Origin of the sequence: Caballeronia ptereochthonis (genome assembly GCF_001545075.1) — a bacterium.
GTDB classification, from domain to species: domain Bacteria; phylum Pseudomonadota; class Gammaproteobacteria; order Burkholderiales; family Burkholderiaceae; genus Caballeronia; species Caballeronia ptereochthonis.
Window position 1 is genome coordinate 50979 of the sequence record NZ_FCOB02000010.1, and the last position, 17755, is coordinate 68733.

The 17755-nt window shown below is 62.4% G+C and carries 15 protein-coding genes and 1 pseudogene; 10 read left to right on the plus strand and 6 right to left on the minus strand.

Features of this window, described 5'->3' with window-relative positions:
* Window positions 1–71: 71 nt before the first annotated feature.
* Both AWB83_RS37235 and AWB83_RS12465 read left to right on the plus strand, forming a co-directional pair.
* Window positions 72–325, plus strand: a pseudogene (locus AWB83_RS37235) (EamA family transporter); the annotation flags it as partial.
* 683 nt (window positions 326–1008) lie between these two features.
* On the plus strand, window positions 1009–1221 hold the full coding sequence (locus AWB83_RS12465; RefSeq protein WP_087045662.1) for a hypothetical protein: 213 nt from the start codon (window positions 1009–1011) through the stop codon (window positions 1219–1221).
* A gap of 738 nt (window positions 1222–1959) precedes the next feature.
* Here the strand turns inward: AWB83_RS12465 and AWB83_RS12470 are convergent.
* Window positions 1960–2688, minus strand: a complete 729-nt coding sequence (locus AWB83_RS12470; protein ID WP_087045664.1) for a FadR/GntR family transcriptional regulator — start codon at window positions 2686–2688, stop codon at window positions 1960–1962.
* A gap of 389 nt (window positions 2689–3077) precedes the next feature.
* Between AWB83_RS12470 and AWB83_RS12475 the strand changes: the two genes are divergently transcribed.
* From AWB83_RS12475 to AWB83_RS12490, 4 genes are read left to right on the plus strand one after another with little or no spacing between them, the layout of a single operon-like run.
* Window positions 3078–4205, plus strand: a complete 1128-nt coding sequence (locus AWB83_RS12475; protein ID WP_087045666.1) for a sugar ABC transporter substrate-binding protein — start codon at window positions 3078–3080, stop codon at window positions 4203–4205.
* Between the two features lie 36 nt (window positions 4206–4241).
* Window positions 4242–5804, plus strand: coding sequence for a sugar ABC transporter ATP-binding protein (locus AWB83_RS12480; RefSeq protein ID WP_087045668.1), 1563 nt, complete (start codon window positions 4242–4244; stop codon window positions 5802–5804).
* Window positions 5801–6781, plus strand: coding sequence for an ABC transporter permease (locus tag AWB83_RS12485; RefSeq protein ID WP_087045671.1), 981 nt, complete (start codon window positions 5801–5803; stop codon window positions 6779–6781). Before AWB83_RS12480 ends, AWB83_RS12485 begins: the two co-directional genes overlap by 4 nt.
* Window positions 6778–7764, plus strand: a complete 987-nt coding sequence (locus tag AWB83_RS12490) for an ABC transporter permease (protein ID WP_087045673.1) — start codon at window positions 6778–6780, stop codon at window positions 7762–7764. Before AWB83_RS12485 ends, AWB83_RS12490 begins: the two co-directional genes overlap by 4 nt.
* A gap of 355 nt (window positions 7765–8119) precedes the next feature.
* Here AWB83_RS12490 and AWB83_RS12495 read toward each other — a convergent pair whose 3' ends face one another.
* From AWB83_RS12495 to AWB83_RS12520, 5 genes are all read right to left on the minus strand, one after another.
* Window positions 8120–8629: a BON domain-containing protein gene (locus AWB83_RS12495; protein ID WP_374729108.1), complete on the minus strand. Its 510-nt coding sequence runs from the start codon at window positions 8627–8629 to the stop codon at window positions 8120–8122.
* A 713-nt stretch (window positions 8630–9342) separates the two neighbouring features.
* Window positions 9343–10506, minus strand: coding sequence for an acetylornithine deacetylase (gene argE / locus AWB83_RS12505; protein ID WP_087045676.1), 1164 nt, complete (start codon window positions 10504–10506; stop codon window positions 9343–9345).
* Complete coding sequence (locus AWB83_RS12510) at window positions 10499–11176, minus strand: DUF1028 domain-containing protein (protein WP_087045678.1); 678 nt, start codon at window positions 11174–11176, stop codon at window positions 10499–10501. Before AWB83_RS12510 ends, argE begins: the two co-directional genes overlap by 8 nt.
* A gap of 10 nt (window positions 11177–11186) precedes the next feature.
* Complete coding sequence (locus AWB83_RS12515) at window positions 11187–11624, minus strand: RidA family protein (RefSeq protein WP_087045679.1); 438 nt, start codon at window positions 11622–11624, stop codon at window positions 11187–11189.
* A gap of 31 nt (window positions 11625–11655) precedes the next feature.
* Window positions 11656–13005: a flavin-containing monooxygenase gene (locus AWB83_RS12520; RefSeq protein WP_087045681.1), complete on the minus strand. Its 1350-nt coding sequence runs from the start codon at window positions 13003–13005 to the stop codon at window positions 11656–11658.
* Between the two features lie 218 nt (window positions 13006–13223).
* Between AWB83_RS12520 and AWB83_RS12525 the strand changes: the two genes are divergently transcribed.
* The 4 genes from AWB83_RS12525 to AWB83_RS12540 all read left to right on the plus strand — a co-directional run bounded on the left by AWB83_RS12525 (window position 13224) and on the right by AWB83_RS12540 (window position 17742).
* The gene (locus AWB83_RS12525; protein ID WP_087045683.1) at window positions 13224–14150 is read left to right on the plus strand and encodes a LysR family transcriptional regulator; all 927 of its coding nucleotides are present in this window, start codon (window positions 13224–13226) and stop codon (window positions 14148–14150) included.
* 174 nt (window positions 14151–14324) lie between these two features.
* Window positions 14325–15473, plus strand: coding sequence for an SRPBCC family protein (locus AWB83_RS12530; protein ID WP_087045685.1), 1149 nt, complete (start codon window positions 14325–14327; stop codon window positions 15471–15473).
* A 30-nt stretch (window positions 15474–15503) separates the two neighbouring features.
* Window positions 15504–16685, plus strand: coding sequence for an ABC transporter ATP-binding protein (locus tag AWB83_RS12535; RefSeq protein ID WP_087045687.1), 1182 nt, complete (start codon window positions 15504–15506; stop codon window positions 16683–16685).
* A gap of 1 nt (window position 16686) precedes the next feature.
* A complete protein-coding gene (locus AWB83_RS12540) occupies window positions 16687–17742 on the plus strand; it encodes an ABC transporter substrate-binding protein (protein WP_087045689.1) in 1056 nt (351 codons plus the stop codon).
* Window positions 17743–17755 lie beyond the last annotated feature (13 nt).

Consider the following 17755-nt stretch of genomic DNA (forward strand, 5'->3'; position numbering starts at 1 on the left):
GCGGAATGCGTTCTGCGCGGCTATCTTCAAGTTACTGAATCCACGCCTATCCAATGAACGGACAACTCAGAGCGATCGCAGCAGGAGGTGTTGCAGGCCCGGCGCTATCGAGCTCGGGCTCTCCAGCACGCCGGCCGCGACCACGTCACTGCTACTGAATCTCGAGGGCGTCCTGACTGCCTTGATCGCCTCGGACGTCTTTCGCGAGAACGTAGACGTACAAGTCTTTCTCGACATGGTGGCGATCGTCGCGGGTGGCGTCATCCTTTCGTGGCAGCGACCGGGTGGGGCAGGCATTCCTGTGGGAGCGCTGTTGGATGCCGGCCGATCCAAGTAGCGCCCCTGCACTACGCAATCGATCGGCGCACGTGAGTTTCATGGACACCGTCGGGGACTTAAAAAGTTGAATGAACCAAACTGCGGATAGTTCAAACTTAAACGAACCGAGGGTATCGAAGCGAACTATTCAAAGGTCAGTGAATCCCGCCAGCCGGATCGTGGCGCCCCAGTTGGACGTCCTCCGCGCGTCGATCCGGCGCTGGCCGATTATCACCAGCGTAAATCACGTCCGACCGCCCTTCGCAAAAACCACACCGTTGATAACGCGAATTATCACGCGTACGGTCTCACCTTTCATCGGAAATCTCGGACGGCGACTACTTCGCGAGACGGCCATCCAGGAGTCTTCTTGAGGCGGCTAGCGAATGCGAACTTATAGCTGTCCTTGTCGATACACGCAGGCAGGGTTTCTAGATTTTCAGCGAATGCAATGCGATGGACAATGCCAACAGCACGGCTGATATCTGTTCGTGGGCGTCCAACATACAGACCATCAAGGTCAAAGGCAAATGCGCGCCGAATACGCGCACGGGACCATCAAATAAGGCCTCGGCGCATTCATACGTGCGCTCGGGGATATTGGCATAGGCCTTGCAAAAACCGAGGCGAGCACTCCGTGCTCATCCAGATCTCACGATCCTTCGCATTCGTATAGCCCGGAGAAACATCATGAAGAGCATTCTCGTCATCGCCGACATTCCGCACGATCCGCTCGCGCATAGCGACGAAGCCACGCTCACGCGCGCGCAAATGCAGCGCATCGTCGGCGGACGCAGTGTCCTCGCCACGGTCAATGGCGGTCCCTCCACGACGACCGTTGACGATTTCGGCATCAACAACGCCATCTGGGAAGGACGGATCAAAGGCCCGATGATCAACTGAAACGCATCCCGGTTTCTGCGCTGATGCCCCTTCGTGCGCGCGCGGGAAGGGGTACCGGCATTCATGCTGCCGCGCGTTGCCTTGAAAGCACATCGGAGCAGGCGACGAAGGCAAGACGAGCCGATGGTCATCAGTTCTCGGCGCAGACCAAGCGGCGGCGCTGTATGCAACTTACTTGAACGTGTATGCCCGTTCCGCACCGCGAAGCGGTGCTTGCCGGGACCCACTGTATCGCTCGCGATGGCTTTAAGCGGTCATGACTCGGCCACCGACTTCAGTCGGGCCACGTTTGCATCTGCAGAATGCATGTCGATTGACTGCACCGGAGATCCAATCGGCGGGCCGAGGCCGGCTATCACGATACGACAAGGCACCGATGTAACGGTCTACGTCGCTGCCGACGGTCCGGTGCAGTCCTTTACAGCTCGCTCGCTCCTTCTTGCGGATCCGCCCGGATGCATCAGCAATCAAGTACCGGTCACGGTGGCGGGTTTCCCGACAGGCGAAAAAGTGTCGATCAGTCGGAATCATCCTGAGCCGCTCAGGATAGGATTTTGAAGCGCTCGAATCGTAGCCCGAACTCAGCCGCAAGTCCCTGTCGCAAAGACGCCTAAAGACGCCTCGTCCGATCTGACGCGCGCTCGAATCCGGACTCAGGCGTGCAACTCCCCGGTCTTTTCGCCCACCGCCGACGGGCATCATCTATCCGGCCGCGTCACGCACAGCCGGACCACCGGGCTAACGCCAAGCCTGCGTGAACTCGCCGACCACGCGCGCGAGATGCGCCTGCATCGCCGCGCGCGCCGCGCTCGCATCTCGCGCCATGATGGCCGAAAAGATGCGCTGATGGTCATCTTGTGAAGCCTCCCGCAACGCGGGAGTATGGAAGTGCTCCTCGATCTTTTTCCAAAGCGGGTCGGCGCGGGAGCTATCCCACATCGCGGTCACGACGAATTGAAGTACTTCGTTTCCCGTCGCCCGTGCAATCGCCAGATGGAAATCGCGGTCAGCGGCTTCGTTAGCAGCCTTGTCATCCATGTTTTCGCGCATCGCGCGCAACGCGGCGAAGAGGCGGTCGAGGTCCGAATCCTTGCGTTCGGTAGCTGCGAGCGCCGCGATCCCGCTTTCGATCACCGCCCGGGCGCGCAGCGTCTCGATCGGGCCCAATCCGCGCGGCAGCTTGAACGTGACGGCCCTCGCCTCCGGTGCTTCGGCCACGTAGATGCCTGACCCGACACGGACCTCGACGACGCCCTGCACTTCCAGCGCGATGATCGCCTCCCTCACCTGCGTGCGGCTCACGCCAAAACGCTCGGCTAGCGCGCGCTCGGAAGGCAGGCGGGCACGAGGCGCGATGTCGCCAGCCGCTATCAACTCGTAGATCTGATTCGCCAAACCGACATACGAGCGATCGGCCGCGTCCGCGTCGGCCACCCGGCCGGTTGGCGCGTGCGAAAGGTCGGCCATCTGGAACTCTCGAAATCGTCAAAGCCGCCGGGCGACGGCCGAAGTTGGTCAAAATGGTACACCAATCCCTGTGCGACGCAGCATCTGTCTACCACAGCTCAGCCTTTATCCACCAGGCGTTTCAGCCCGAACGCGCCATGTATCGCGTACGCTGGTAAACCACTATCGCGCGTGCATTGGTATGCCAGTACTGTCAGACGCGAACGCGTACGCGCGTGCCCTTCCTTTCGCGTCGAGGGGGCATCTTTGAAATGGTGCTTCGGCTAGTTCGATCCAGTCCCGCTTAGCAAATCCACAAGGTTCCGTGCTCCCCGCACACCGTGTCGCCAACCCACGACGAGCATGTGCGCCAGCAGTCGGTAGGTTCAATCCAAAAAAAAGGAGACAACATGCTTTCAGGAATCCAAGTGCTTCGAGCGGCGGCGACCGCGGCATTGGCGCTATGCGCAAGTGCGGCTTTCGCGCAGGCATCGATTGTTTCCGGTCCGTCCAGCGATCCCACATGCATGGTTCCCTGGAAGAGTGACACGAAGTTCATCAAGTATCCGAAGAAGAACGGACCCTATCGGATCGCACTCGTGAATGGCTATATCGCCAACACGTGGCGCATCCAGATGATCAAGACAGCAAAGGCCTACACGGCACAACCGGCGGTCGCCGCGAAACTGAAGGAATTCAAGGTCGTCTCGACCGGCGAGGATGTCCCGGCGCAGATCTCGGCCGTCAACAATTTCATTGACGCCGGGTATGACGCGATCATCGTGGACGCGCAGAACCCCTCCTCATTCGGCCCGGCGATCCGCCGCGCGAAGAAAGCCGGCGTCGTGCTGATCGCGTTCGACAACACGCTCGACAGCGAAGACGCGATCAACGTCGACGTCGACCAGTACGGGCTCGGCGTGCTGTGGGCCAAGTGGCTCGCGGGCCATGTGCCGAACGGAGGCAAGGTGCTCGAGGTTCGCGGGGTGGCCGGCACGTCGGTCGACACGGATCGGCACAATGGTTTCCAGAAAACGTTGGACGAGACCGGCAAGAAGTGGAACGTCGTCCAGGTCTACGGCAAGTGGGACGACGGGGTCGCGCAGAAGGCCGCCGCCGACGCAATTGCGGTGCAGGGTCATTTCGATGGAATTTCGGCGCAGGGCGGCGATACGGGTGTCGTGCGCGCGATGCTCGACGCCAAGCATCCGTTCGTCCCGTTCGGCGGCGAGACGGAAAACGGCTTTCGCAAGTTCTGTGCGCAGTACGGGAGCCAGGGCCTGAAATGCACGTCGGCGGGCAGCGGTCCCGCTCAGGTGGCCGTGGCGATCAAGACGGCGCTCGCGGCGCTGGACGGTCAGACGGTTCCGGTGGCAATCAAGCTGCCGCTCGACATCACAGACGCGGCGAACCTGAAGGCGGGCGTCAACTACTTCCCGAACGAATCCGATAACTTCTTCGTCGGCAACTCGTTTCCGACTTGCGGTATCAACTTCTCCGCGCAGGAAATCATGAAGCAGAGCCAGGGCAACCAGTGACTGGATGGCGGCCGGCGACGTGACGGGAGACGAAGCATGCGGCAGGACGCAGAGCGGCCGTTCTTTCAGATGTCTGGCGTGTCGAAAAGCTACGGCGGCGCCGTCGCACTGGATCACGCGGAACTTGCAGTGCGCAGGGGACGCATCCACGCGGTCCTCGGCGAGAATGGCGCGGGCAAGTCCACGCTACTGAAGGTGATGTCCGGAGTCGTGCAGCCGGACGAGGGCACGATGCACCTCGATGGTCGTGAAGTCTCGTTCGCGTCGCCCGCCGCGGCGAACGCGGCAGGCATTGTCTGCGTGTATCAGGAGCTGTCGCTGATCCCTGACTTGAGCGTGGCGGACAACATTTTCGTTTCGAACCCGCCACGACGCTTCGGCATGATCGACCGCCGGGCCCAGCGCCGCCAGGCCGAGGCCGCGCTCGCCCGCGCGGGCGCGGCCGACATCAATCCGCTCACGAAAGTCCGCGATCTGCCGCTGTCGCGCCAGCAGATGGTCGAACTCGCGAAGGGGCTTGCGCATGAGCCGCGCATCCTGATCCTCGACGAAGCCACGTCGGCGCTGACCGCGGCCGACGTGGCGCGCGTCATTGAAGTGCTCAAGCGCCTGCGCGAAGAGGCGCTCGCGCTGCTGTTCATCTCGCACCGGATGCACGAGGTGAAGGCGCTCGCGGACGAATGCACCGTCTACCGGAACGGTCGTCATGTGATGAGCTTCGAGGCAGGCACGCGCTCCGACAATGAGGTCGTCGAGATGATGATCGGCCGCAAGTACCAGCATGTGTTTCCTGAAAAGCCCACGGACAAGCCCGAATCCCACGGCGCCGCCGGGCCGGTTCTCGCCTGTCGCGATCTCGCGTGGAACGACACGCTGCGGGGCGTCAGCTTTTGCTTGAGGCCCGGCGAGATCATCGGGCTGGGCGGCCTCGACGGACAAGGCCAGCGCGAGCTGCTGCTCGCATTGTTCGGCGTGCTGCGCGGTTGCGCCGGTGAGATCGAGATCGATGGCAAGGTCGTGTCGATCGGGAGCCCGGTGGCCGCTCGCGCCAACAGAATCGGTATGGCGCTGATTCCCGAGGATCGCAAGACCGAAGGGCTGATGCTGCCGATGTCGGTGCGCGAGAATCTGTCGTTTGCCGCGCTCGATCGCATGTCCACCGCAGGCGTGATCGATCGCGACCGCCAGCAGTCGTTCGTCAACCGGATGATGGGGCTCCTCGCGATCAAGTCGTTCAGCGTCGACGCGGCCGTGGGCTCCTTGTCGGGCGGCAACCAGCAAAAGGTGGTCATCGCGAAGTGGCTGGTCCGGCAGCCGAGAATCCTGCTCCTCTGCGATCCTACGCGCGGCATTGACGTCGGCACCAAGCAGGAGATCTATCAGTTGCTCAGGCGCCTCGCCGACGAGGGCGCCGCGATCGTCTTCTATTCGACCGACTATGACGAGCTGATCGGCTGCTGCGACCGCGTGCTCGTGTTGTACGAAGGCCGGATCAAGAAGGAACTCGCCGGAGCGGCGATCACCGAGCAGAACCTCATTGCCAGCGCGCTGGACCTGCCCGTCGGACAGATGTCGGCTTCCACAGGAGTCGCGCGATGAGCGGCTTGCGTTACTGGTATGCGGAGAATCGCGGGGCGGCGTTCGCCTTCGGCCTGTTCGTGCTGATGTTCGCGATTTACCTCTTCAACTATCCGTCGACGTTGTCGGCGAATGTGTTTCAGACGGCAGCGAACAAGGCGGTACTGCTCGCGCTGGTGTCGATGGGCCAGGCGCTCGTTGTGCTGACCGCTGGCATCGACCTGTCGATTGGAATGATGCTCGTGCTGACGAATTGCCTGGGATCGTGGATTGTCACGGGCGACGCGCCGCACAGCGCGCTCGGCATCGCCGCTGTGCTCGCGGCGGGCGCGCTGTGCGGCGCGCTCAACGGCGCCATCATCATTTTCGGCCGTCTGCAGCCGATCGTGACGACGATCGCAACGGGCGCCGTCTACTATGGACTGGCGCTGCTGCTGCGCCCGGTCCCCGGCGGAGCCATCAACGAGGACCTCGCCGACGCACTCACCGGAAAGGTTGCGGGCGTCGTCCCGGCGAGCCTGCTGATTCTGCTCGCGGCTGTGGTGATCGTCTGGATTCCTTTCAAGCGCTCTGCGGTCGGGCGCGCGGCTTATGCAACCGGCTCCTCCGAGCCCGCGGCCTTTCTGTCCGGCATGCCGATACGCCGCGCGAAGTTCGTGAGCTATACGCTCGCCGGCCTGCTCGCCGCGATTGGCGGCCTCTTTCTGACGTTCTTCACGGACACCGGCGAAGCCAGCCTCGGCAGCGCCAACTCCTATACCTTGTTTTCGATCGCCGCCGTCGTCATCGGCGGCGTGTCGCTGCTGGGTGGCCGGGGCAGCGCGATCGGCGCGGTCTTCGGCGCATTCGCCTTCCGCTCGATCGGCGACCTGCTGTTCGTGTTCAACGTCGATGCGCTATGGCAACCGTTGTTCCAGGGCGTGATCCTTCTGCTCGCCGTCTCGATCGGCGCGTGCGGGCTGTTCCGGGTGCGCAACCGCCTGGAGTGGTTCCAATGAGCGACGTTTCCGCAAACGGCCGGACCACGTTCGTGTCGAGGCTCGCGCGCAGAATCGACAAGCCGATCGTGATCGCGTTCGCGTGCATCGTCGCGCTACTGCTTGTCGGCGGAATGTATTCGCGCAGCTTCACGTCGCCGGAGTACATCCTGCTGCAGTTGAAGGTCGGCGCGTTCCTCGGCATCATCGCGACCGGCCTGATGATGGTGATCCTGCTCGGTCACATCGACCTGTCGTTGCCGTGGACGATCACGGTCGGCGCGATGATGGCGTGCGCCGTCGCGGGACACGGCGAACTCGGACGCGCGCTCGCGATTCCGGTCGGGATTGGTTGCGGCGTGCTGATCGGCATCGTCAACGGCATTCTCGTCGCGCTCCTGCGCATTCCGTCGATGATCGCGACACTCGCGACCAATGCGGTTGCGCAGGGCATCATGATCGTCTACACGGGGGGATCGTCGCCGCAGGATTCCGCGCCGGACGTGATGCGGTGGCTCGCGGCGGGCTGGCTCGTGCCGGGCGTGCCGAACGCGGTCGCACTGTGGGTCGTGATCGGCGGCGTCACGATGTTCCTGCTGTCGCGCACGACCTTCGGCCGCACGCTGTACGCGATTGGCAACGCCGAACGCGCGGCGTATCTTTCCGGCATCAATACGCGGCTCGTGACAGTGGCCGCTTTTGCCGTGTGCAGCGCGTTCGCGGCGTTCGGCGGCGTGCTGCTCGCGGGTTATGCGTCGAAGGCCGCGCAGTCGATGGGCGATGCTTACCTGTTACCGGCGATCGCGGCGGTCGTGCTTGGCGGCACGTCGATTCTGGGAGGTCGAGGGTCGTATCTCGGCACCGTGGCTGGCGCGATCCTCATCACGCTGCTGCAGTCGATCCTCTCAGTCGCACAGATGCCGGAGGCGGGGCGTCAGATCATCTACGGCGTCGTGATCGCGGCGATGTTGCTGCTGTATGGGCGCAGCAAGCCGGAGGCGTAGGTTTTGAGGGCGAACCGCAGAACCGCAGGTGGGTCGCCGCCCCGGCCCGCCAGTGGCACTCGATCGGTGCGCTCCGTGCGCCGCTTCTTCCCCGGCAACGAATTCCGCAAGCTTCGGCGATGGTCTGGCGACTACGCTCGTACTCCGCAATCGCGTAGTGGGTGCGATCGCGGAACAACATCTTATCAAGCGTCAGGATTTTCTTGCGCGTGATGCGCGGTTCGCTGCGCAGCGTGAGCGACGAGCGGCCGAAGTCGTCCCCGTCATGCTCAGCTCGATGATGTCACCATGGCGCGCCGGGCTGACGAAATCTCTCCGACATAGACTCGGTCGCGAGGCACCGGTTGCCGAGTGCTCAGCGCCGAAAAAGCCGATAGGGAATCGTTCGCTTCGGATTCGCAGTCGTTTCGTCGGAAACCTGTAGGACGTCGGGCACCTCGCGCAGCGCGGACAAGAACGCTCTCGACGGAAAATCCGGCGCCACGCAGCCTTGCACCACAATCCAGCGCTCGTAAACCGTGACCCACAGCGTGCTGTGCTGCCATGCCGGCAGGCTGGATGACAGCCATTGCAGACGCCGGCGCGTGGACTCGGCTATTTCGTCGTCGTATTCGAACGCGCTGGGCAAACGGCAACGGCCTTCGAGCCAGCAATCGCTGCCATGCTCTACACGATGGTGCGACTCACCCTTCCATTCCGCTTCGCTCACGCGCGGTCCAAGCGGTTCGGGGCAGTTCCCTATCGCCGAGGAGATCTGGAAGAACGGATCGTGGCCGCGGTTTTGCAACGCCTCGTCGGCACAAACACAGCTGCTCTGAAGTCCGAGCGCACAGAGCAGGAGCGCGAACGCACTAGGGAACGACATCGGTTCCTCCACGCGAAAAGCGATGCGACGTGGAACACCGCGACCTCCTCATCCAGCCGAATATTCGTGCCCGACGCGGGTCGCCCGTGGCTTCCACCCTACATTCGACGCAATCGCGCACGGTGGCTTAGCAAGCCCATAGATAATCCAGCCATTTTGATACTGATTCGCGATTAGCGGTGTCCTCAAGGCACGGCGGGACAGCCGGCAGGCCGTGCGCAGAGCTTAAAAGACGTGTGGCGTCGACTTACTGAATTCTCTTGACCGCGCGCACGGCTTCTCGCCCGAACTCTACGAGTGGCTGGAGGTGATACCCACCTTTAGTGCGCGCACCGAACTGCCCGATCGGGTCGAACATGCTGAAGCGATTCTGTTTGCCGCGCGACGTGCGATCGTGCAGCTATGCGGCTGGTCGAGCGCAGCAACTCGCGCTCACGCAGACGACGGTCACGCTCGAACATGAACGCGACCATCGCCCGGAAGTGACAAAGCCGCTCGGTATAGGGGCAGCCGGCATGGAGCGCGGTCCGTTCCTGCGTCAACGGGTCATGCCATCCCTTGCCGCTGCGATATTCCCACATTTCGAGCCGCGCAAGCGTCAGCGAAGCGTCCGTATTGCGCGAAACGGCGCGTCAGGTATGCAAATCGATGCTGCCGATCATCAGCCGCCCCGGACTCGTGATGCTGAGAACCAGGGCTTTCGTCGAGAAGAGTCAAACTGCGCCTGCAGCGTAGCTCGCAATGCGCTCCATCATCGAATCGCAGTCTCGAAGCTGTTCGACCGTCACATATTCGTCAGGCTTGTGCCCCTGATCCATGCTTCCGGGACCACAGACGATCGTCGGAATGCCTGCCTGATTGAAGAGTCCGCCCTCGGTGCCGAAGGCGACCGTGCCGAACTCGGTCGAGCCGCTCAGCAGCGCCAGCAGACGCGCCGCTTCGCTTTCGGGCGGCGTCGCCAGTCCCGGATATGCGGAAAGCGGTTCTAGACGAATGTCCGTGTCGGACTTCACCGCGCGCATCTTCGGCAACAGTTCAGCTTGCGCGTAGGTCTGCAATTCGTCGGCCACTCGATTCGCATCGAAGCCCGGCAGCGCGCGCACCTCGAAATCGAACTCGCATTCCGCCGGCACGATGTTGAGCGCGCGGCCGCCCTTGATCACGCCGGCCTGCACCGTCGAGTACGGCGGATCGAAGCGCTCGTCATGGTGCTCGGGCTGTGCCAACTGCTCGCCGATCTCTTCGAGACGATTGATGAGACGCGCCGCATATTGAATCGCATTGACGCCGTACGGCGCATACGCCGAGTGGCAGGGTGCGCCTTTCACCTGGCAGCGCATCGCGAGCTTGCCCTTGTGGCCCAGCACCGGCTTCAACGCGGTCGGCTCACCGATCAGGCACAGCACCGGCTTGTGCGTGCGCTTCTCCAGCTCCGCCAGCATCGGCCGCACACCGAGGCATCCGACTTCCTCGTCATACGAGAACGCGAGATGCACCGGCAGCTTCAGCTCGCGCTCCAGAAAACGAGGCACCGCCGCCAGCACCGAAGCAAGAAAGCCCTTCATGTCGGCGGTGCCGCGCCCATACAGGCGGCCCTCCTTTTCGGTGAGACGGAACGCATCGACGGTCCACGGCTGGCCATCGACCGGCACGACATCCGTATGACCGGACAGCACGATGCCGCCGCGATCGCGCGGACCGATGGTCGCGAAGAGGTTCGCCTTGGTGCGCTCATCGTTGTAGAACAACTCGCTCTCGACGCCCAGCTCCGCAAGATACGTCCGGATGAACCCGATCAATTCCAGATTGGAGTCGCGGCTGACCGTCGCGAAGCCGATCAGCCTCTCGAGCAGATCGCGGCTCGTCAGCTCATTCATCGCCCGGCACTCCGTAGCTGGGCGCGGCGGTCGGGTTCAACGCGCGCGTCACGTAGTCCTGCATCTGCGGCTTGTACGCCTGCCAGAGACCGTCGAGCTTGCCGATGGGATCGTCATCGGCCCAGTCGACGCGCAGATCGACGAGCGGCCAGCTCATCTCGCCGGCGATCTTCAGCGCGGCCGAATGCACGGGGCCCGCTTCGCCGCCAGCCGCGATCGCGGCGTGCATCGCCGCGAGCAAGCGATCGGCGAGCGCGCCGGATGCCTGCTCGAACGCGGGAATCATCGCCTCGATCACGTGGACGCCCGCCAGCATGTTGCCCGCGGCGACGCATTGCTTCCCCGCGACCGCGTGATACGTGCCGAGCGCTTCCTTGCCGCTGAAAAACGCGGTGCGGCCTTGCGCATCCACTACCGTCACCTGCCGGTACTCGCTCCATTCGTTCGCGGTCAGGGCGCGCTCCAGCGCCGCGGCCGGAGCGAGCCGCGCGTGCTCGAGATGATCGAGAATCTGCGGGCCGAGCGCGGGCAGCGTGACGTTCTGCGTCGCGACCGCGCCCACGCCCGCGCGCACCCACGGACAGCGCGCGCCCACCGCGATGCTCGAAGAACTGATGGCGATGCCGAGCTGGCCCGTCTGCTCGCAACGTCCGACGATAGAAAATGTCATGTGCCCTCCGTCAGGCCTGAGGCGACGTCCATCCATCCGGAATGACGGCGATCACGTCGATCTCCATCAGCCACTCCGGCTGACCCAGCGCGACAACGGTAAGCCCCGTCGAAATGGGAAACACGCCCTTCAGCCATTTGCCGACTTCGCGATACACCGGCTCGCGAAAGCGCACGTCGGTGAGATAGGTCGTCGTCTTGACGATATGGGACAGGTCGCTGCCCGCTTCTTCGAGCAACTGCTTGACGTTCTTCATCGCCTGCTCGGCCTGCGCGCGCGGATCGCCAAGGCCGACGAGATTGCCGTCGAAGTCCGTGCCGATCTGACCGCGCACGTACACGGTGTTGCCGGCGCGCACGGCCTGGCAGAGATCGTTGTCGAGCGACTGGTTCGGGTACGTATCCTTCGTGTTGAACATGCGGATACGGGTATGCGTAGATTGGCTCATCGATGCACCTTGACACTGGAATTAGTCGGATTCAGTTGACGCCCATCTCGCTGACCTTGTGGACGCGCGAGTCGTCGGGGCCGCCCTCGGCGCTCTCGACGCGCTTCGCGTCCATATGGCGTTGCGGCGTATCGTAATAAGCGAGGTATTTGCGCTGCGTGACGATATGGTCGGCGATATGCTTGGCGTCGTGCCACACGCCCCAGATGAAAGCGGAGCCGCGGCGCGACAGCCACGGCAAGCCGAGGAAATAGATGCCGGGCTCCGTGGCCACGCCGCGCTGATGCTTGGGCTTGCCTTTTTCGTCGAAGGCATCGACTTGCAGCCAGCCGAAATCGACTGCGTAGCCCGTCGCCCAGATGATCGACGTTACGCCCGCCTTCGCCAGATCGAGCTCGAGAACCGGATGCGTGACGCATTCCGGATCCGCGGGAATGATGCGGGCTTCGGGCTCTTCGGGAAGATCGAGGCCGTTGCGTGCGGCATAGGCGTCGGCGGCGTCGAGCAGCGAGAGGTAGTTCTCGTCGCCGCGCGCGATGTTCTCGGCGAGATCGGCTTCGAACTTCACGAGGTGATCGTCGAATGATTTCGTCAGACCAACGAGCGTGATGCCCTGTTGCGCGAGACGCCGGAAGTCCACCGTGTGACCGCCGCGCGCGCCGCTCACTGCAATCGTGACGTGCTCGCGGCCAGGCTTCATGACTTCCGCGTCCCATTCGCCGAGCACGCCGAGCCACCAGCAGAAGTCGCGTCCGCGATACGCGCGCGGCGGACGATCGTGCGCGCCCACCGACAGATACACGCGCCGGCCCGCGCGCTGCAGCTCATCGGCGATCTGCACCCCCGACGATCCCGCCCCGACCACCAGCACGCCGCCCTCGGGCAGTTGCGCGGGATTGCGATAGTCGGCGGAGTGAATCTGCGTGAGACTTGCGCTCTTCGGTGCGATCGGCGGAATGACCGGGCGCTGAAAAGGCCCCGTCGCGACGACGACGCGGTTCGCCTCGATGATTCCCTCCGATGTTTCGACCGTGAAGCCCTGGCGGCCCGCGTTGCGCACAACCCTCTTCACCTCGACGCCGGTGCGGATGGGCGCGTCGAACTTTTTGGCGTAAGCGACGAAATAGTCGGCGACCTCATCCTTCGACGCGAAAGCATCCGGATCGACCTGGGCGAACTCGAGATTGGGGAAACGGTCGTGCCAGGCGGGGCCATTGGCAACCAGCGAATCCCATCGTCCCGTGCGCCAGCGTTCGGCGATGCGATCGCGTTCCAGTACGAGATGCGGCACGCCGAGCTTGCCCAGGTGCTCGCTCATGGCGATGCCAGCTTGCCCGGCGCCGACCACGAGCGTATCAGTTGCCTTTATTTCGACTGTCATGGCTTAGTCCTTCGAAGGAGCAGAGTTCGGTGTGTTCCCGTCGGCCTCTTGCAGCCTCCCGGGGTACCACGGATGTGCTTTCGCATAGGAATCTACGCCGGCTTTCAGAATCCGAAAAATATATTAAAAAAATGCAAAGCATCGGATCCACCTATGCAATCATTTTTGATCACTTCACAATGCGATCGATCTGACGGCGTCAACCCGGAGCGAAGTCCATGGAAAGTCAGCCGCTGCGTTACTCACTGCGTCAGTTGCGATACTTTGTGGTGACGGCGGAAGTCCTGTCCTTCACGGCCGCTGCGAAACGGCTACACATTTCTCAGCCGTCCATCTCGACCGCCTTGGCCGACCTCGAGATCTCCTTCGGCGTGCAGCTGTTCATCCGGCATCACGCGAGCGGCCTGTCCCTCACGCAGGCGGGGCGCGATCTTCTCGGACAGGCGCGCAATCTCCTGAAGATCGCGGAGGAACTGCAGATGGCCGCCACCGAAATGGACGGCGGCATGACGGGAGCGATCGCGCTCGGCTGCCTCGTCTCTTTAGCCCCGCCGCTGATGCCGGGCCTGATCAGCCGTTTTACGAGCGAGCACGGTGGAATCAGCTTCCGCACCATCGAGGCGCATCAGGACGAGCTACTAAAGGGCCTGCACGACGGTTCGCTGGACATCGTGCTGACCTACAGCCTCGATCTCACCGAGGACATCGTCTTTACACCCCTTCTATCCTTGCCGCCCTACGCGATTCTCCCAGCCACGCACCGGTTGGCGCGCGCGCGAAAAGTGTCGCTGCAGGATCTGATCGACGAACCGTACGTGATGCTGGACCTGCCGCACAGCCGGGACTACTTCGCCGCGCTTTTCGATGCCGTCGGAAGCCGGCCCGTGCCCGCTTTTCGTTCATCGCAACCGGAAGTCGTGCGGGGGATGGTCGCGAACGGGCTTGGCTACAGCATCCTGAACTTCCCGCTGAGTTCGACGCGAACCGTCGATGGTGGCGAGTTCGTGATTAAGCGCTTTAGGGACAACGTCAGCGCGACGACGCTCGGGATCGCCCAATCGAAAACGATGAAGGCGCGGCAGGTGGTGTCCCGATTTTCATCCTTTAGCGAAAGCTATATACGCCGCCTGCGGCTCGACACGTAATGGGCAAGCGCGATGGGGCCCGCGTCGCGTGCCATGCATAGCCAAATCCTTGCTTTAGTATCCAAAAACAATATTTTGACTGGTAATTTGGCTTGGTAGATTAAACGTCAGTCGAGCTGACGGCAGCGCAGATCCTTCCCGCAGCGCGTATGCACACGGCTTCAGGAGCGTCTCATGGAAAACCCCGGCAGGCAAACGGCAGTCCACGCTTTGGTCGACGAACTTGCGACGGGCTGTGAGCGACCGTTCAGCGATGCACGCGCGATGCCTCCTGGCGTGTACACATCGGCCGATTTCCTGTCTCTCGAAGAGCACGCGATCTTTGCGAAAGAGTGGCAATGCGTGGGCCGCGCGAGCGCCCTCAGGACGCCCGGCGACTATCTGACCGCGAGCATCGCGGCTCAACCGATCGTCGTGGTGCGCGATGAGAAGATGGAGCTCCGCGCGATGTCGAATGTCTGCCTGCATCGCATGTCGGTTCTGCTCGAAGGCCGAGGGAACATACGACGGATCATCTGTCCGTATCACGCGTGGAACTACGGACTCGACGGCGCACTGAAGGGCGCGCCGCTGATGGATCAGCAAGCCGGTTTCTGCAAGGAAAGCTATAAGCTGCCGACGATTCGATGCGAGGAGTGGCAAGGCTGGATCTACGTGACACTCGATCAAAACGCAGCGCCGGTTCGCCAGCAGCTCGCGCAACTGAGCGAGCTTGTCGATGCGTACGGCATGACGAACTACGTCGAGACCTTTTATGAAGAGCACGTCTGGGATACCAACTGGAAGATCCTCGCCGAAAACTTCATGGAAAGCTATCACTTGCCGATGCTGCATCGCGCAACGGTCGGGCCGCACTCGCGCCTCGAAGAAATGGAATGCCCGCCGGGTTATCCCGCATTCAACTATCACTGGATAACAAAGGAAGCGTCGCTTCCCATCGGGAACGCCCATCCGGAGAACAGCCGCCTGACCGGACACTGGCGCAAGACCACCGCTTTGCTCGCGATCTATCCGACGCATCTCGTCACGCTCACGCCCGGTTACTTCTGGTATCTCGTGCTGCAGCCGCAAGGCGTCGGCAAGGTGCATATCCGCTTTGGCGGCGGGCTTGCGCCTGAGTTCATCAGCGATCCCGAGGCCAACGCGCACATGGTGACGCTCAAGACATTGCTCGACGAAGTGAATGCGGAGGACAAACGCGGCGTGGAAGCCGTGTTTCGCGGTGTGCATGCCCCGCTCGCGAAGCCGGGGCATCTGAGCCACCTCGAACGCCCGAACTATGACTTCGCTCGTTATCTCGCGTCGAAGCTCGCTGCGCGTTAATCGAAGCACTATCGACAGGACGCTATCAAGATGTCAAACCCATCCTTCATTTCGTTCTCAGGTGTGAGCAAGTCATACGACGGCGTGAATTACGTCGTCGATGATTTGAACCTTGATGTGCGAAAGGGCGAGTTCCTGTCGTTGCTTGGTCCGTCGGGCTCGGGCAAGACGACCACGCTCATGATGCTCGCCGGCTTCGAGTCGCCCACACAAGGCGAGATACGTCTCGACGGAAAGCGTCTCGACGACAAGCCGCCGCATCAGCGCGACATCGGAATGGTCTTTCAGAACTACGCGCTCTTTCCGCATCTCACGATTGCCGAGAACGTCGCATTTCCCTTGTCCGTTCGACGTGTGAGCCGTGCCGAACAAAAAGCGCGTGTGAAGCGCGCGCTGGAGATGATCGAGTTGCCGCATCTCGCGAACCGGCGACCGGCGCAGCTCTCTGGCGGACAACAGCAGCGCGTCGCACTCGCGCGCGCACTCGTTTTCGAACCGAGCGTCGTTCTCATGGACGAGCCGCTCGGCGCGCTCGACAAGCGCCTGCGGGAGACCATGCAGTACGAGATCATGCGGCTGCATCGCGAGCTGTCGCTCACTATCGTCTACGTGACGCACGATCAGGCAGAAGCCCTGACCATGTCGAATCGGGTCGCGGTCTTTTCCGATGGACGCATCCAGCAGGCCGCGACCCCCACGGAGCTTTATGAAAACGCGCGCAACGCCTTCGTCGCGAACTTCGTGGGCGAGAACAACGGCCTGCGGGGACGCGTCGTGACGGTAAGGGACGACTGGGCGACCCTGGCGCTCGCCGATGGCAGCATCATTCGCGGCAGATGCGAACAGGGCCTGAGCGCAGGGGACGAAGCGATGCTCGCCTTGCGTCCGGAGCGCGCGCATATCCATAGCGCCGAGGGTACGCAGGCGGACGCGCACAGCAACGTCGTGCACGCCAAGGTGCAGGAGCTCGTCTATTGCGGCGATCATCATCGCGTGCATTTGACGCTCGGTTCGCGCGACGCGCTCGTCGTGAAGGTTCCCAACACGCAACGCCACGCCTTGCCTTCGGCTGGTGACACCATCGAGGTAGCCTGGCGCCACGACGACTGCAAGATTCTCGCCGCGAGCGCGCCCCGCAGCGCACCCGCGGTTCATCCCCCCGCATCGCCCTCACCTTCCCTCATCTCGACCGCACCCGCAGGAGCCAACTGATATGCGCACTCACATCAAAGCACAATGCGCTGTATTCGCCGCGATTTCTCTTTACGCCTTCGCCGCAGTTTCGGCGCAGGCCGCGGAAACGCTCAATGTCGTCACCTTTGGGGGCGCCTATGAAGCAGCGGCGAAAAAGGCCTATTTCGATCCGTTCACGCAGGCGACCGGCGTCAACTTCTCGCTCGAATCATATGACGGCGGCCTCGCAAAGCTTTCCGCGATGGAGCAGGCAAAGAACACGACATGGGATCTGATCGATCTCGAGAGCAACGACGCGATCACGGCATGCGACGAAGGGCTGCTCAAGAAGTTCGACAAAAAGAGTCTCGGCAACACGAGCGACTTCATTCCCGGGTCCATCAGCGACTGTGCGGTCGCGAGCATGGTGTGGTCCACGGTCTATGCCTATGACGCGAGCAAGCTCAAGACACCGCCGAGCACCATCGGTGATTTCTTCGACATGCAGAAATTCCCAGGCAAGCGCGGACTGCGCAAGTCGCCGAAAGGTTCGATGGAATGGGCGCTCATTGCCGACGGCGTGGATCCGAAAGACGTCTACAAGGTTCTCGGGACACCCGTTGGGGTCGACCGCGCATTCAAGAAACTCGACACGATCAAGAAGAACATCGTGTGGTGGGAATCGGGCGCACAGGCTCCGCAGTTGCTCGCCGATGGCGCGGTCGTGATGACGCAGGCCTACAACGGTCGAATCGACGACGCCGCGAAGAAGGACAAGAAGCCCTTCAAGATCGTCTGGGATGCGCAGGTCTACGACTATGAATGGTGGGGTATTCCGGCGGGAGCAAAGCATGCCGACACGGCAGCGAAGTTCATCGTGTCCGCGTCGCAGCCTAAGGCCTATGCCGACCTTTCCAAGTACATCGCCTATGCGCCGCCGCGCAAGGATGCCATCCCGCTCGTCGAAAAGCAGCGACTCGCCGACCTGCCGACCGCGCCCGACAACTTCAAGCGTGCGATACAGATCAACTCGACGTTCTGGGCGGATAACGCCGACGAGATCAACAAGCGCTTCCAGGTCTGGCTGACACAGTAACACCCCAACCGAA